The organism is Nodularia harveyana UHCC-0300, from assembly GCF_034931085.1.
Taxonomy (GTDB): Bacteria; Cyanobacteriota; Cyanobacteriia; order Cyanobacteriales; family Nostocaceae; genus Nodularia; species Nodularia harveyana.
Genome location: NZ_JAYGHG010000009.1, coordinates 1 through 15475 on the forward strand (window position 1 = coordinate 1; position 15475 = coordinate 15475).

A 15475-nucleotide genomic window follows, 5' to 3' on the forward strand; every position below is an offset into this window, starting at 1 on the left:
TTGTGCATGGCTCAGATTACTGGGGTATGCTTTACTCATGTTACTCTCTCGGTGCTGTTTATTATCTATTCACAGCGTATACTGAGAGAGCTTTTTTACAACCTGAGCGACTTTTCAAACAACCTCTGAGTAGCATTACTAGCTAATAGCGGTCTATTAAAATCAACATCTCCGCGATAAACTCGCAGTGCTAAACGATAACCCTCATCGGCTGTACCGTTATTTCCACCCACAATAATTTGCCGGGCTTGAATGTAAAACTCCTCAGATGGGCTTTGTGAGTTACAAGCAGCCAAACTAGTATGGCAAATGCTCTCATCTGGTTTTACCAGATACAAATTAGTGGCATTTGTCGGTACTGGCATAGTTTGCAGGGTAATTAAATTCTCTTGCAGCTGTCTAGGGTCATCTTCAGTGGCTGCGGGTAATTCAATTTTGTTCGCTGCATTGTATTCTCCCGGTGCGTCAATTAAGCGAGTTCTCAAACTATCAATGAATGTATTTGTAGCTTGACTTGCTTTTTCCATGCGTTTAGACTGCACACGGGTAGCTGTTGACATCACCAGCACCGGAGATATGGCTGCCAATAAAATGGCAACTACGACTATCGCTAAGAGTGACTCAATAATCGTAAAACCAGAATCACCGGCGGATGAAGTTGTTAGTTTTGGTTTGAGTTTAATCATGACTGATCACCAGATTCTGAGATTTATGAACATTGATATTGACTATCATCTCCCGTAGCGGAGTAATCACCTTCAGCTGTTTCACCACATAATAATGTCTTGATCCAGGGGTCATCTCGACCAACTTCCCGGAAGTATTCATCTGGTAAATCAGGTGGTGTAATTACCAGTTTTTGAGCAAATAAGTCAGGTGATTGCGACAACAGTGCCACATCATAACCCCACAGTCTATTAGGAGGATCGTAACCAGTAGCAGTACCTGAACCAATTCCACCAGCATTCAGCCCGATAGCGTAATTGAGTTCATTAGTATTTCTCAAAGCGGTAGTGAAAGAACCTGTAGCATAGGCGCTCTTTTTCACCTGCATGAAAGCACCGCTAATCCTAGCGCCAGCATCCCAGTGTTCCATAAAGCGGACAAAATTATGCAAACCACCATTATCTTCAACATTATTATTGCCAGCACGGGCAGGGTTATCTCCCGCAGCCACAATTAAGTTGAAAGTATTATCATTAGTCACCCGTTGTAACCAGTTATCTCCGGCCTGCACCCGGGCATTGTTAGTTGGATCAGTAGCAGTAGCACGAGGGTTTTTGATTTGTAATATGGGGTTCAGTGCTGTGATGTTACCACTTCCATTGATCACGGGGTTTAACCAAGGAATCGATCCATCTCCACTGTCTTGTAAATCTGGTGGTAACTGTTGAAGTTGAAGATTACCCACCACACTTCTATCTGAACCTAATGGGAACCTCCGAATTCTGCCATCGCTAGCAGATGCCCAAACTTCTGGAGGGTTAACTAATCTTCCATTCTGTTGACGTACCAAAGCCAGCCGTCTAATCACATTATCCCCAGCAAAGCAGTTACCATTGCCAGGACTGGTATTTACATTATTCTGCCATGTCTGTGGATCTTGAAAAACAAAACCAGTTTTAATTCTGTTAGATACATTATTTGGGTTGTTGGGTGGGACGATACCAGATTGGTCACCTTCAGCAGCACCATGCAAAAACCCATTGGCTGGGCCCATAATACCATTTGGGTTACAGGAGTTGCTGACTTGAATCCTCCAGTTGAGAGGGTCGCTGCAATAACTTGCTTCAGTTTCCCCAGGAGGTATAACGCAAGCCTCTGTTAAATAGCCTCCTTGTTTTACCTTCAGGTTGATAGGTGTAACAAAGTTATTTAAGTAGGAACTGAAGTATCCAGGTCTGGAATTTGCATTATTAGGATCACGCCAGTTCGCTTCTGTGACGTAGTTATTAAACGCTGAAAAGTCGCCTGTTATCCCTGAAGGAATACTGGCAAAATCAGGATCAGAGTATTGATCACTCCAATCATAGTCACCCTGATCACGGAATCCTTCTTGAAAATTTCCAGAAAGTAAAGTAACAACATCCGCTAATACAGTAGCAGGTCGCCATTCATCACCCACAGTACAATCCGGGAGTCTGGGGTCATTTCTTCGACAAGCAAAATTAGGGTTCAGCGTAGTGCGATTGTAGAAATTACTCCAATTATCGTTTAGTGTTTGGTTGAACTCTTGTTGGGTATGTCTATTAAAGTTGCCTTTAACATAGGCTGGTAAGTTTGTTGCTAAGATCAACCCTTTTTCCGCATCTCGGTAATTTTGTTGCCGCCACAGCCTTTCACCATTAACCAGCATAATAGCGTTAGGACGACGAGTGGGATCGAGTATGTAGTCTAAAGCGCTGATTGCTGGGTTAGTATCGCTCCTATCGCGCAATGCGTCATCACGAGTCGCATAGATCAAACCACTATTGGGTAGTAAATATTCTTGGCTTGCTGCTGGTCCAGGACCGATGGGTGTAGTCCGAAGTAGGTTTAAGTCTAGGACAGTAGCTCGCGTTTCAATCATTTGTCTGTCCTTAATGGGCAGATCATAGACAGTATTAGCATTCCTACTATTTTGCCTAACTTCCCTGTGGGCTAAGAAAGTTGTTTCTCTGATTGCACCATGAGGAATAGGGGGATTAGTGGTAACAGGTCGGAAACTACCTGCGTTATATCTGATTTCCAGAGCGCAGATTTGAGCATCAAGAGCCGATTGCTCCGCAAGAGTACGATTGGCTGGTGCTTTTGCTAAGGCTCTCGCTAGTAGTCCACCATCTAGTAAACGTGCTTGGTCTGGGTTTTGTCCTGGTTCTGGTGGATATCTTAATTGAGACTCATATTCTAGTAATGGCCGATAGATGGGGGCTGCTTCCAGTGTCCGAGGTGGTGGATAAACTATACCGTTATTAGATAGACCATTAGCATTGTTAGGAATACCTGCCGCCACGGGTAAATTGTAGGTAGCATTGAAGCCAGTAAAGCTGTTTCCATTGCTAGCTGTAGTTTCGCTAGTGGGAACATAAAAACTACTTACACAAGCTATAGGACGAGGATTCTGTTGATTATATTCATTAGCTTTGTAGTGATAAACTGCCGTCGCCCGCATCTGCAAAAATGGAGTCTCGTTTTGTTCGTCTCTATCTGTTGTGGCGGGGTCATCCATCATCTCACGCCATTTATATGTGATGCGTGAAGGGTCTCTATCTGGGTCTGTAATCAGACCTGCATACATCCAATATGGTCGAATCCTTCCAGGCTGAGTTACCATATCATCGACGACTTCTCTACCCTCTAATCCTGGCGGTAGTGGGGCTTGGGGTACTGGGTTTGTATCTGGCCAAACGTTTTTGATGCTGTCAATGAAACGCCAGGGTAAGCCCTCTTCATGTAAATAAATCCCCGCACCGGTAATGACTCGCAAACCACCAACAGGGTCTGTGGGGTCTCCGGGGACTCTGGCTGCGTCTAGTTCCCATTCTCCATCCCGGCCTGTAGAACCCACATCAGCTAATGTTTGCACTGTAGAACGTCGGAAGCGACCTTCAGTAGTACCGGTTGGCTGATTCCATCTGACGTTGGCAAGTGCTTGAGTATCGTCAAAACCAGGGCCAACAAACCTCTCTTTAGTGTTATCCCACCAGAGTTCGGGTAAGTTGTTACCTACTATCACCCTGTCGCCCAACTCGGCTTCTCTTCCACCATTGTCCCTGATTTCATCTGGGGATGAGGCTTTGGGTTCTAGGGATGCACCATTGATCCTGAGTGTTAACCGAGTGTAGCTAGCGCCGTTTGTGCCATTTGTGGGATCAGTAGGATAAATCCATCTATCATTAGGACGCAAACTTTCACCGTCACCCTGAAGCAGTGGGCTAGGAGAGGGGTCGGTGCCATTAAACGCAACTTCTCTATAAGGTACGCGACGGGTGCGCCTCTTAAAATAAAGTTCTAGTTGTTCCCGACGAAATTCATCAATTTCTTCTGATGTATAACTTGCTAAACCTAAATCTTGCTGGCGCTTTTCAATCCCTTGTCTGACTTCAGATGGGTCACTAGTTGGAGCGTTACTGAACTGAGCGTCGACTAGTCTTTCAATGCGATCTTCATAGGCCAGGTTATTATAGGCTATCTCTCCTGGGGATTGAGTAGCTGAGTATTCAAAATCTTTAACGATAACAGGATCAGTTTTACCATTGAATAAATGAACTTTCGGTATTCTGTTTGTGCTATGGCTACCTGCTCCAGTGTTACCCATTGCTAAGTTACCACCAACAAAGATTTTGGCATTTCTAGCTTCGTAGTAACAAGAATCTTTAGCACTCACTTGGTGCATTGTGATCTGTCCATTATTCTGCCCAGCAGCCAGGAGGTTGCTGTTAGTGAAGATTGCCCCATTTAAGTTAAAAGCGGGACCAGGGGTAAGTATGATGTCATCTTCATAAACAACAGCATTATTGTTTGGTGGTATTTGTAGCCTGTCTTGCTGATACTCTAGGGCGGCTATAGACTTGTTACCTTGGTACTCTTCGTAGTTACCTGCATCTGTCGCCGGAATTGAGGCATCTATGTCTGTAATTGGTACTGTGGCTGTATAAACGAAAAAGGATTTTCTTAACTCGTTATTTTGTTTAATCCAACCTGTGTTACCTACTAGAATAGCGCTTGTACCATCACCACAGACGGGATCTAGGTTCCCTTGGCTCATGGGTGGGGTTCTGGCTTCTAAAGGAGTTCTGGCACGGCTATATTGATTGTCTGCCACTGGGGGAGTTCTAAAATAAATCCCATACAGTGTGTAACTATCAAATTTGCCGTTGTTGTCGGTATCAATGGGAAATCGCCAAGCGGTTCTTAACTCCTGATTTATGGCACCTTGTGTATAGGTGAGTTTCAGTGGTGTTTCGTCACCAAAGGTATATTCAGGCAAACTACCTGTGAGCAGTTCATATAATGCTTCATCAGTTGGTGTTGCCCTGGGTAAGCGTTTATCTTCAAAAAGTTTGCTTAATTTGGCTCTACCTCGATCAATTGCGGGAGTTGCAGCACTCAATACAGCTTGATTAACACGGACGTTACTGGCATTTTGCGCCCTGTCATAGGATCTGTAAAGAATTGCGGTTGTCAAGAGAACTGCAACTATTGACACCATTGCCACTGTGGGCAAAACAAAGCCCGCATTTGCAGAACTTCTCCGTTTTTTGGTGACGAACAAGGTTCGCACTAGCCAAACGAGTTTCTTTTTGATTGCAGAGATAAAATTCTTGCTAATTTTAGGGAAGTTTTTTTTTATGTTCTTGACTAGATGGCGTTTTCTGGACATGGCTGCTTTCCTGTCAAGTGATTTGTAAGGTTAATTCGTTTTTTCATTAGATTAATGGATTGTGCCTATTTAATGGATTTGCAGGCATTATTGGCAATTTTATTCACAATTTATTACCCTGTCTAACTAACTCCTCTGTAACTACCTCATAAAAACTTCATCAATGCTTGTGTCAGTTATATCATTTATAAAGTTTTTAGTTTTGAAGGAAAATACTGATTTTATGACAATTGCTTCACGGAGTAGAAAGTTAATAACTACGTGATGTTACTTAAAACTGACAAGTCTGGCTTTTCATGGGCTTTAAGTTTACCAAGGTACAGTCAGTCAATTTAACTTATATTACCCACTTATGAGACAAAAACTATCACATAAGGCAAACTCAAAGTGCTGTTCCCTGCCATAACTAATGAAAATTGAAAACCTCCCGCTAGTGGGGAGGTTACTACAGTCGGTATTCTGTGAGTAGGAAGGTTTAGTAATGATTCAGGTTGAGTCCAGCTTCTTTCGCCATTGCTTCTAAACCTTTAGTTTCTAAGCTTTTGATGGCTTTAGTGGAAAGCTTGAGTCTGACCCACCGATTTCCGCCAGCCCACCAGACACGTTTGTTTTGCAGGTTGGCGTGTTGTAGGCGTTTGGTACGGCGGTGTGAGTGGGAAATGGCAAAGGCGTTGTTGGCTTTTTTACCAGTTAGGTCGCAGCGACGAGACATAGCAACTATCTCCAAGTTTTTATTTAAATACAACCTTTCTATTGTAGTCGCTTCAGGATGGATGCTAATGGTTTTGTGTTGGGGAATGCACTTCGGCTTACTTCGACTTACTTCGACTTACTTCGACTTACTTCGACTGCGCTCAGTACAAGCCGCTCAATACAAGTCGCTCAGTACAAGCCGCTCAGTACAAGTCGCTCAGTGTCCAGGAAGTGGGGAGTGCAACCGAACGAAGCAAACCAAATATTGGGTAAAGCTGGGTTTCATTCTTCCAGCCAACCTACATTTATTTGGTGCGTTAGGACTAAAGTCCATAAAAGGATGTTTTAAAAGTGTCCGGCTGTGATTTTAGGCACTTAATGATCCCCCCTAGCCCCCCCTTAAAAAGGACACAGAAGTCGTTCTATTCTCGTTTGTGTCATCAGACCCCACCCCTAGCCCCTCCCCGCAAGCGAGGAGGGGAAAAAGATTTCCGCTTAAATCTTGTTTTTAAAACATCCTCTAACACACCCTACTCTGTTTAAAGTCTGTGGTTATTTGCTGGTTTGTTCTGTGAGTTTTGTCAAGACTTCGTTGGAACGCTCGACAAAGGATTTCATTCCTTCTGGGTCAAATCCTTTTTGAGTCATGAGGGCTAAGTCATAGACGTGTTGACAAATCATGGTGACTAATGGGTTTGTGGATGATTCACCATCGTCTTGAATGATACTACCTTGGTTGAGGTTGGTGAGGTTTTGAATGAGGGGATGGGCGGTATTTACTAATAATATATGGTCTTCGGGAAAGTCTGCGTTCTGCTGCTGCATCATGGCGTTCATGTCTCGCAGACGACGGAGAATTTCTGGGAGGAGTACCATTGCTGGTGGTGTTCCTTGGGGGTCGTCTGATTTTAAGGCTTCGGTACGGATGTTGAGTTTGGGTTTGTTGAGGGATTTTTCAAAGAGTTCTTTGATGGTTTCGCTTTTGGTTTTGTTGGTTTTGGGGTCAACGATTTCGCTGGATTTGTCTTGTTCTAGGAGGGTGTCATCTAGGTCTGAGTCTACGCGGCTAAATTTAACGTCGGAGTATTCCCGTTCCAGGAAGTTGATAAAGTGGGTGTCAATGAAAGAGTCGAGGAAGAGGACTTCTAAACCTTGATTTTTGTGCAGTTCTATGTATGTGGATTGGCTGGTTTCGTCGGTGGTGTAGAATACGCGGTTTTCGTGACGTTGTTGGTTACGTTCTAGGTATTCTTTGAGGGTGGTGTAGGGAAGGGTTGATGTTTTGGCGGTGACATCTGACCATGCGTCGTCGCCTTCGGAGGTTTGGACTTCTACGGCTGGGGCTGTGTCTGAGGGTTTGGCGGTGGTGCGGAAGACGATGATATCTTGGATTTGTTTTTTAAATTTCTCGTCGTTGAGGACACCAAATTTAACGAAGGTTCCTAAGTCTTTCCAGGCGTTGATGTATTGTTCGCGGTTGTCGCGGTATAATTCTTTAAGGCGATCGCCTACTTTCTTAGCTATATAATCGCCGATTTTGCGGACGGTGCGATCGCCTTGTAATGCACTACGAGATACATTCAAAGGAATATCTGTGCTATCAATTACACCCCGCATGGGCATGAGAAATTGGGGAATAATTTCTTCACAGTTGTCGCTGACAAAAACTTGATTGCAGAATAGCTTAATTTGCCCTTTGGTGACATCCACATCGGGACGCATTTTGGGGAAGTACAAAATCCCGTTGATAATAAAGGGGTAATCAGTATTTAAATGCACCCATAACAATGGTTCTTCTTGGAATGGGTAGAGGTAACGGTAAAATTCTAAGTAATCTTCCTGAGTCATGTTATTAGCAGACTCACGCCAAGCAGCTTTTTGCTGATTTAAGATTTCACCTTCCAGTTTAATGGGTACTGGCATAAAGTCGCAGTATGTCTTCACCAGATTTTTAATTCTGGCTGGTTCTAAAAATTCTTCTTCTTCTCCTTGGAGAAAGAGAGTAATAGTAGTACCGCGAGTGGTACGGGAAGATTCACTTAAGGTAAAAGCTGGGGAACCATCACAAGTCCAGTGGACGGCTTGCGCCCCTTCTTGATAGGAGAGGGTATCAATTTCTACTTTTTGCGCCACCATAAAGGAGGAGTAGAAACCTAAACCAAAGTGACCGATGATGGGTTGGTCTGATTTGCCTTCATATTTGTGAATAAATTCTTCAGCGCTGGAGAAGGCTACTTGATTAATATATTTTTTGACTTCCTCGGCTGTCATCCCAATACCATTATCGGTAATGGAAAGGGTTTTTTGATCTTTGTCGATGGCGAGTTGAATTTCTGGTTCGCCGATGTCTCCAGTAAATTCACCGGCGCGGGAGACCATATTCAGCTTTTGGATAGCGTCAACGGCGTTGGATACCAATTCCCGCAAGAATATTTGATGGTCTGAGTAAAGGGACTTTTTAATAATCGGGAAGATATTCTCAGTATGGATACTGATAGTTCCTTGTTCTAGCATGATTGTTAATTTTGATGTGAAGAACTGAAGTTTATGATGGTATCCCAGATTAGGGATAAACCCTGACTGTAGCAGGAAGTATGATACTAATTAGGATCTTAAAGGCTTTCTCTGGGCGATCGCACCTAAGATCCAGCATTGTTTGCCGCCACAGGATGATTCGGATTTCCCTACTGTGGGTAAAATAATTACAGATGTGGAAGAATGTCGAGGTTTGACTATTCCAAGACTTTGACGGAAGAGGGTGAGATGGTGACTTTAATGGGCATGGTTTTACTAAAAGTTAAACCCTGTTCTTCCTTCTCGATAAAAATTGTGTCTCCAGGGATAAATGTGTTCTCTAATAACTTGGTGGCGAGGGGGTTTTCTACTTCTCGCTGAATTGCCCGTTTCAGTGGACGTGCGCCGTAAACTGGATCATAGCCAGATTCTACTAAATAATCACAGGCGGCGGCGGAGATTTCAAAGGAGATTTTTTGGTCTCGCAGTAGTTTTTCTACCCGCTTCAGTTGAATACGGATAATATGGCGCATCTCGGTACGGCTGAGGGCATGGAAAATGATGATATCATCGACACGGTTGAGAAATTCTGGGCGGAAGTGCGATCGCAAAGCATCCGTTACCCTTGTCTGCATCATTTCATACTTGTTATCATCACCAGATAAATCTAAAATATATTCGCTGCCGATGTTGCTAGTCATTACTATGACTGTGTTTCGGAAATCTACCACCCTCCCTTGAGAGTCAGTAATTCTGCCATCATCCAACACTTGCAGTAAAATATTAAACACGTCCGGGTGTGCTTTTTCCACCTCATCCAGTAGCACCACAGAATAGGGGTGACGGCGCACAGCTTCGGAAAGTTGACCGCCTTCTTCATAACCGACATATCCCGGAGGCGCACCCACCAAGCGAGAAACCGAGTGTTTTTCCATATACTCGGACATATCCAAACGTACCAAAGCATCATCAGAGTCAAAGAGAAACTGCGCCAAAGCACGGGCTAATTCAGTTTTACCTACCCCTGTGGGTCCCATAAACAGAAAGGAACCAATGGGACGACCGGGATCTTTCATGCCCGCACGGGCGCGACGAATGGCAGCTGAGACGGCGGTGACGGCTTCCTGTTGTCCAATGACTCGCTGATGTAAATGATGTTCTAGTTGCAGGAGTTTTTGGCGTTCTGAAGCGAGGAGGCGGTTAACCGGAATACCTGTCCATTTGGCGACAATTTCGGCAATATCAGCTTCTGTGACTTGTTCTCGCAGTAGAGTAGAACCTTGGTTTTGAATTTCCAATAATTGGGCTTCTTTGGCTTCCCGATCGCGCTGCACGCCTTCCAATTTGCCATACTTTAATTGGGCAGCTTTATTCAAATCATAAGCCCGTTCCGCCTGTTCAATTTGCACCCGTAAAGCATCTTCTTCTTTCTTTAAAGAACTAATGGCCTCTAATAGCTGTTTTTCCCCTTGCCATTGTTCATTAAATTCCTGCTGTTTTACCGTCAAAGTGGAAATTTCTTGCTCAATGCGCTCAAAACGCTCCCTAGCTGGCGCTGTTTCCTTTTCTTCCCCAGCCAATGATAGCTTTTCCATTTCTAGCTGCATCAAGCGGCGATCGATGGTTTCCAATTCTGCTGGTTTGGAGGTAATCTCCATTTTCAACTGGGCGGCGGCTTCATCTACCAAGTCTATGGCTTTATCTGGGAGAAAGCGATCGGCAATATAACGGGCGGACAATGTAGCGGCGGCTACCAAAGCCGAATCAGAAATTTTCACATTGTGGTGAACTTCGTAGCGTTCCTTTAATCCCCGGAGAATGGAAATTGTATTTTCCACACTGGGTTGGTCTACAAAAACTTGTTGAAAACGGCGTTCTAGGGCTGCGTCTTTTTCAATATGCTTACGGTATTCATCTAAAGTAGTTGCGCCAATACACCGCAATTCCCCCCGCGCCAGCATGGGTTTGAGTAAATTTCCTGCATCCATCGCCCCTTGTTGATTGGAACCTGCGCCGACAACGGTGTGTAGTTCATCAATAAACAGGACAATTTGACCGTTGGATTCTGTGACTTCCTTGAGAACTGCTTTCAGGCGTTCTTCAAATTCCCCCCGCAATTTCGCCCCAGCGATTAAACTACCAATATCTAAAGAAATCAACTGACGATTTTTCAGAGATTCCGGGACATCTCCATTTACCATACGCTGTGCTAACGCTTCGGCGATCGCAGTTTTACCCACCCCAGGTTCACCAATCAGCACAGGATTATTCTTACTCCGGCGAGATAACACTTGAATTACCCGGCGAATCTCATCATCCCGCCCAATTACCGGGTCTAATTTTCCCGCTTTCGCTTGTTCTGTTAAATCTCTGCCAAATTTTTGCAGCGCTTCATAGCGAGATTCTGGATTTTGGTCTGTCACCTTTTGGCTACCGCGCACACTTTTAATATTAGCCTCTAACTTAGCGCTATCCACATTAAAAGCCTTGAGCATCCGCTTTCCTATCCGTTCATCCTCAGCGAAAGCCAAAACAATATGTTCTACTGAGATATAGGCATCTTGCATCCTCAGCTTCACTTCTTCCGCTTTATCCAGTAATACATCTAAATTGCGACCAAGATAAAGCTGATCACTTTTCGCAACTTTCGGTTGACGTTGGGTAAAAGCTTCTAATTGTTGTTGTAAACGGATAGGATCAACTTCAGCACGAGCGAAAATCCGCACAGCTAAACTAGTAGGCTCCTGTAAAAGAGCCATAATTAAATGTTCAACATCTAATTGCTGTTGTTGATAACCACGAACTATATCCTGAGATTTGACAATTGCTTCCCAGGCTGTATCAGTAAATTTATTGGGATCTGTAGGCTGCATTTTTAAGGATTTTAGATTTAGGATTTTGAGGAAACTTGTGGGGATGAGGGACTAGGAAAGAAGTAAACAGATAATTTTCCCAGTATGCACCTCCAAAACGTTATCCAAACATTAACAATGTATATCAGCGTCTATCTGCGGTGGCAATCGGGGATTCTTCATTGGTAAGAGTTTGACTCCTTACCCCCATATCTAATTTAAAACGAAAATACCGTTCTGCGGAAACTTTGGCAGATTATGTGTAATGGTAGCAGCTACCCAACCCAGAACAGGCAAGACTTGTACTGAGCGACTTGTACTGAGCGGCTTGTACTGAGCGCAGTCGAAGTAAGTCGAAGTAAGTCGAAGTAAGTCGAAGTATGCCTGTTCCATAACCAAATTATCAGGTTGGGAAATCTGGGCAGATATCTTATTTAGTTACGAGGTTTTCTGCTGATTCCTGTTTGGCGGCTGAATCTTGATTACGCAGTTGAATTAATTCCACTTTATACCCATCGGGATCTTCCACAAAAGCAATGACTGTGGAACCGTGTTTCATTGGTCCTGGTTCTCTTGTCACCTTACCGCCGAGTTTCTTTATTTCTTCACAGGTAATGTAAATATCATCCACACCCAGAGCTATATGACCGTAGGCGTTACCCAAGTCGTATTTTTCAACTCCCCAGTTATAAGTTAATTCTATAACGCTGTTCTCACTTTCGTCACCGTAACCGATAAAAGCCAAGGTAAATTCTCCACCTGGGTAGTCTTTTCTTCGCAATAATTTCATCCCCAGGACATCACAGTAAAATTTTAAAGACTCGTCCAGGTTCCCTACCCGGAGCATTGTGTGTAGTAATCGCATATTCACCCTTGTGGTAATTCTTGCTTATATTTTATAAGATCTCTATAGAAATGTTTTCAGTATCAAAATCTAATTTTTGACATAATTTAGAGGAAAAAGAAACAATACTATTAGAACTTTGATTACTTTCCACAAAATATGAATTACTGAATTCTATGGGATATCTTAATTTTGCATCATCTTTTTGCTCAGAAAAATATCGGCTTAACTCAGAACTACTCATAATGAATTTGAATTCTGTTGGAGATTGATTAAACAAAATTTGACAAATTGTTCTCAAGACATCTCTCCAGGTTTTGAATTTTTCGAGATTCTTTCCATCTATACTGTTAATGATAAAAAATTAACAAAACATTCATGACAACTCCAATCGTTATTCATAATGAATCAGGATACATTCGAGCGGGTCTTTCCAGCGGTGACACCCCCAGCGTTATTCTCAAAACAGACTCGGTGACAGGCAAGAGTCCGATTGAGAAAAACGTTGTTACGGATTGGGAGGGCATGGTTAAGGTTTGGGAGCGAGTCTTCGACGAGCTGGATGCTAACCCGACAGAGCATCCTATCCTCATGAGCCAGCCGCCCCTCAATCCAAAGCTTAACCGCGAAAAGACCATTCAGGTACTATTTGAAACGTTCGGAGTGCCAGGCTGCTACCTTAGCATAGATGGGGTTTTAGCTCTTTATAGCTTTGGAGGAACGACAGGGTGTGCGGTCAATATTGATCAAGATGTGATCAATGTAGTACCGATATATCAGGGATATGCACTCCACCATGCGATGCTATCAACCGGTCTGGATCGCTGTGATACGTTAGACTCCTTGTTTGGCGTGACAATAAAAGATAACATTCGCGACATGATATATACGGGCATCATAAAGTGTGATGTTGAGTTACGTTATGACCTGTTCAAGAACATTGTTGTTGCTGGCCATGGCTCCAAATTTCCTGGTCTTCGTGAGCGTCTAACTCAAGAAGTGACTGACGTAGCACCAGCAACGGCGACTGTCAAGGTTGAACAGTCTGATCAGCCTGAAAATTCAGTCTGGAATGGGGGTGACCAGTTCGCACCAAACCTTGATCAATATGGGATGTGGATTTCAAGGGCAGAGTATGATAAAGATGGCCCCAGAGTTGTGAATCGTAAGTGCTTCTAAAAATCGGTAGTGTATTTTAGTAAAGGACAGAGGAAAAGATGGACTCTTCCTTTTCTGATAGCTTCTCTCTGATGCGGCGATTGTAGTCATTGATGAACATCCAGAGCGCACCGATGTGATTCTCGGCGTTGCTGAATTGAGATATGAATTAGTGTCACGCAAAGGCGCAAAGGCGCAAAGGAACTAAGAAAAATCAAGGTGATTTTGGCATTTCATACTTTGATTCAGCAACGCCCAAAATCTTGTAGGGTCTGCCGTTCTTCTTGACTTAACTGGACAATATAGGTTTTAAGCATAATCAGTTATTAGGATTATCTGGTGAGGTTTACTGTAAATAGCCTTTCTATTTTCCCTCAAACTCACAATTTTTAGCTTGACAGACCACTAGGTAAGGCTAATATTGGAAATCTTCGTTAATCAACGTCTAATTTGTCTCAGAAACCCCTATGCTAACGGTTGGGTATGACTAAACTGTAAAAGTTCCACCTTGACGATAGACTCAGCAGAAAGGATTCAGCACAGATGACTAAATTTATGGATACTGCCATTGAAGCAATTGTTGCCCGCGAAATTCTGGACTCACGGGGTAAACCAACAGTAGAAGCAGAAGTACATTTAGCTAATGGTGTGGTGGGAGTCGCACAGGTTCCCAGTGGCGCATCTACAGGCACTTTTGAAGCCCATGAACTCCGGGATGGCGATAAAAGCCGTTATGGGGGTAAAGGGGTACTCAAGGCAGTACAAAACGTGAATCTGGCACTAGCCCCGAAATTATTAGGCTTGGATGCGCTGAATCAAGAACTGTTAGACCGGACAATGATTGCGATAGATGGTTCTGGGAATAAATCTAATTTGGGTGCAAATGCGATTTTGGCAGTGTCTCTCGCAGCAGCCAAGGCGGGGGCGGAATCTTTGGATATTCCCCTATATCGCTATTTGGGTGGCCCTTTGGCGAATTTGCTACCAGTGCCGTTGATGAATGTAATTAACGGTGGCGCACACGCTGCAAATAATGTGGATTTTCAAGAGTTTATGATTGTCCCTGTGGGCGCTCCTTCTTTCCGGGAAGCGTTGCGCTGGGGTGCGGAAGTATTTGCTACTCTCAGCAAGGTGTTGGATGACAAGGGTTTGCTGACTGGTGTGGGTGATGAAGGTGGTTTTGCCCCTAATTTAGAGTCTAATCAAGTGGCTTTGGAATTACTGGTGGCGGCGATTAAACAAGCTGGTTACAAGCCTGGAGAACAAGTGGCTTTGGCTTTGGATGTGGCGGCCAGTGAGTTTTACAAAGATGGACAGTATGTTTATGATGGTAAACCCCACACCCCGGCTGAGTTTATTGATTACCTCGGTCAATTGGTTGACGAATATCCCATTGTGTCCATTGAAGATGGCTTACATGAGGAAGATTGGCAGAGTTGGCAATTGCTGACTGAAAAGTTAGGCTCTAAGGTGCAGTTGGTTGGTGATGATTTGTTTGTGACCAATGCTACTCGCTTGCACAAAGGGATTGAGCAAAAAGCAGGTAATTCTATTTTGATTAAACTGAATCAAATTGGTTCACTGACTGAAACTTTGGAAACCATTGATATGGCGACCCGCAACGGTTTCCGCTCAGTAATTAGCCATCGTTCTGGTGAAACTGAAGATACTACCATTGCTGATTTATCTGTGGCGACTCGTGCTGGTCAAATTAAGACGGGTTCTCTGTGTCGCAGTGAACGGGTAGCAAAATATAATCGCTTGCTCCGCATTGAGGATGAATTGGGCGATCGCGCTGTTTATGCTGGTACTGTGGGTTTAGGACCGAAGTAGAAGAGGCAGGGGGAGTGTGGGGAGTGTGGGGAGTGTGGGGAGTGTAGGGAGTGTGGGGAGTGTGGGGAGTGTAGGGAGTGTGGGAGGTGTGGGGAGTGTGGGGAGTGTGGGAGGTGTGGGGGGTGTGGGGAGTGTGGGGGGAAAGATTTTTACTTTCCAATACCCAATACCCAATACCCAGTCCCCAATACCCAGTCCCTAATACCCAATACCCAGTCC

Annotated in this window: 9 protein-coding genes; 3 read left to right on the top strand and 6 right to left on the bottom strand. The window is 44.0% G+C overall.

Going from position 1 to position 15475, the window contains the following annotated elements; all coding sequences use genetic code 11:
• Nucleotides 1–95: 95 nt before the first annotated feature.
• The 6 genes from hpsB to gloA all read right to left on the bottom strand — a co-directional run bounded on the left by hpsB (nt 96) and on the right by gloA (nt 12286).
• Nucleotides 96–686, bottom strand: a complete 591-nt coding sequence (gene hpsB / locus VB620_RS07975) for a hormogonium polysaccharide secretion pseudopilin HpsB (protein WP_323195613.1) — start codon at nt 684–686, stop codon at nt 96–98.
• 23 nt (nt 687–709) lie between these two features.
• Nucleotides 710–5362 (bottom strand): hormogonium polysaccharide biosynthesis protein HpsA, encoded by a 4653-nt coding sequence (gene hpsA, locus VB620_RS07980; RefSeq protein ID WP_323195614.1) that lies wholly within the window; start codon nt 5360–5362, stop codon nt 710–712.
• A 475-nt stretch (nt 5363–5837) separates the two neighbouring features.
• A complete protein-coding gene (gene rpmB / locus VB620_RS07985) occupies nt 5838–6074 on the bottom strand; it encodes a 50S ribosomal protein L28 (protein WP_323195615.1) in 237 nt (78 codons plus the stop codon).
• A 533-nt stretch (nt 6075–6607) separates the two neighbouring features.
• Nucleotides 6608–8569, bottom strand: a complete 1962-nt coding sequence (htpG, locus tag VB620_RS07990; protein WP_323195616.1) for a molecular chaperone HtpG — start codon at nt 8567–8569, stop codon at nt 6608–6610.
• Between the two features lie 218 nt (nt 8570–8787).
• Nucleotides 8788–11442, bottom strand: coding sequence for an ATP-dependent chaperone ClpB (clpB, locus tag VB620_RS07995; RefSeq protein WP_323195617.1), 2655 nt, complete (start codon nt 11440–11442; stop codon nt 8788–8790).
• 409 nt (nt 11443–11851) lie between these two features.
• On the bottom strand, nt 11852–12286 hold the full coding sequence (gene gloA / locus VB620_RS08000; RefSeq protein WP_323195618.1) for a lactoylglutathione lyase: 435 nt from the start codon (nt 12284–12286) through the stop codon (nt 11852–11854).
• A 357-nt stretch (nt 12287–12643) separates the two neighbouring features.
• Between gloA and VB620_RS08005 the strand changes: the two genes are divergently transcribed.
• The 3 genes from VB620_RS08005 to VB620_RS08015 all read left to right on the top strand — a co-directional run bounded on the left by VB620_RS08005 (nt 12644) and on the right by VB620_RS08015 (nt 15458).
• The gene (locus VB620_RS08005) at nt 12644–13444 is read left to right on the top strand and encodes an actin family protein (RefSeq protein WP_323195619.1); all 801 of its coding nucleotides are present in this window, start codon (nt 12644–12646) and stop codon (nt 13442–13444) included.
• 522 nt (nt 13445–13966) lie between these two features.
• Entirely contained in the window at nt 13967–15256 is a 1290-nt protein-coding gene (gene eno / locus VB620_RS08010) for a phosphopyruvate hydratase (protein WP_323195620.1), read from the top strand.
• 16 nt (nt 15257–15272) lie between these two features.
• Nucleotides 15273–15458 carry a hypothetical protein gene (locus VB620_RS08015; protein ID WP_323195621.1) on the top strand — a complete coding sequence of 62 codons (186 nt, stop codon included), beginning with the start codon at nt 15273–15275 and terminating at the stop codon, nt 15456–15458.
• The last annotated feature ends 17 nt before the right edge of the window (nt 15459–15475 follow it).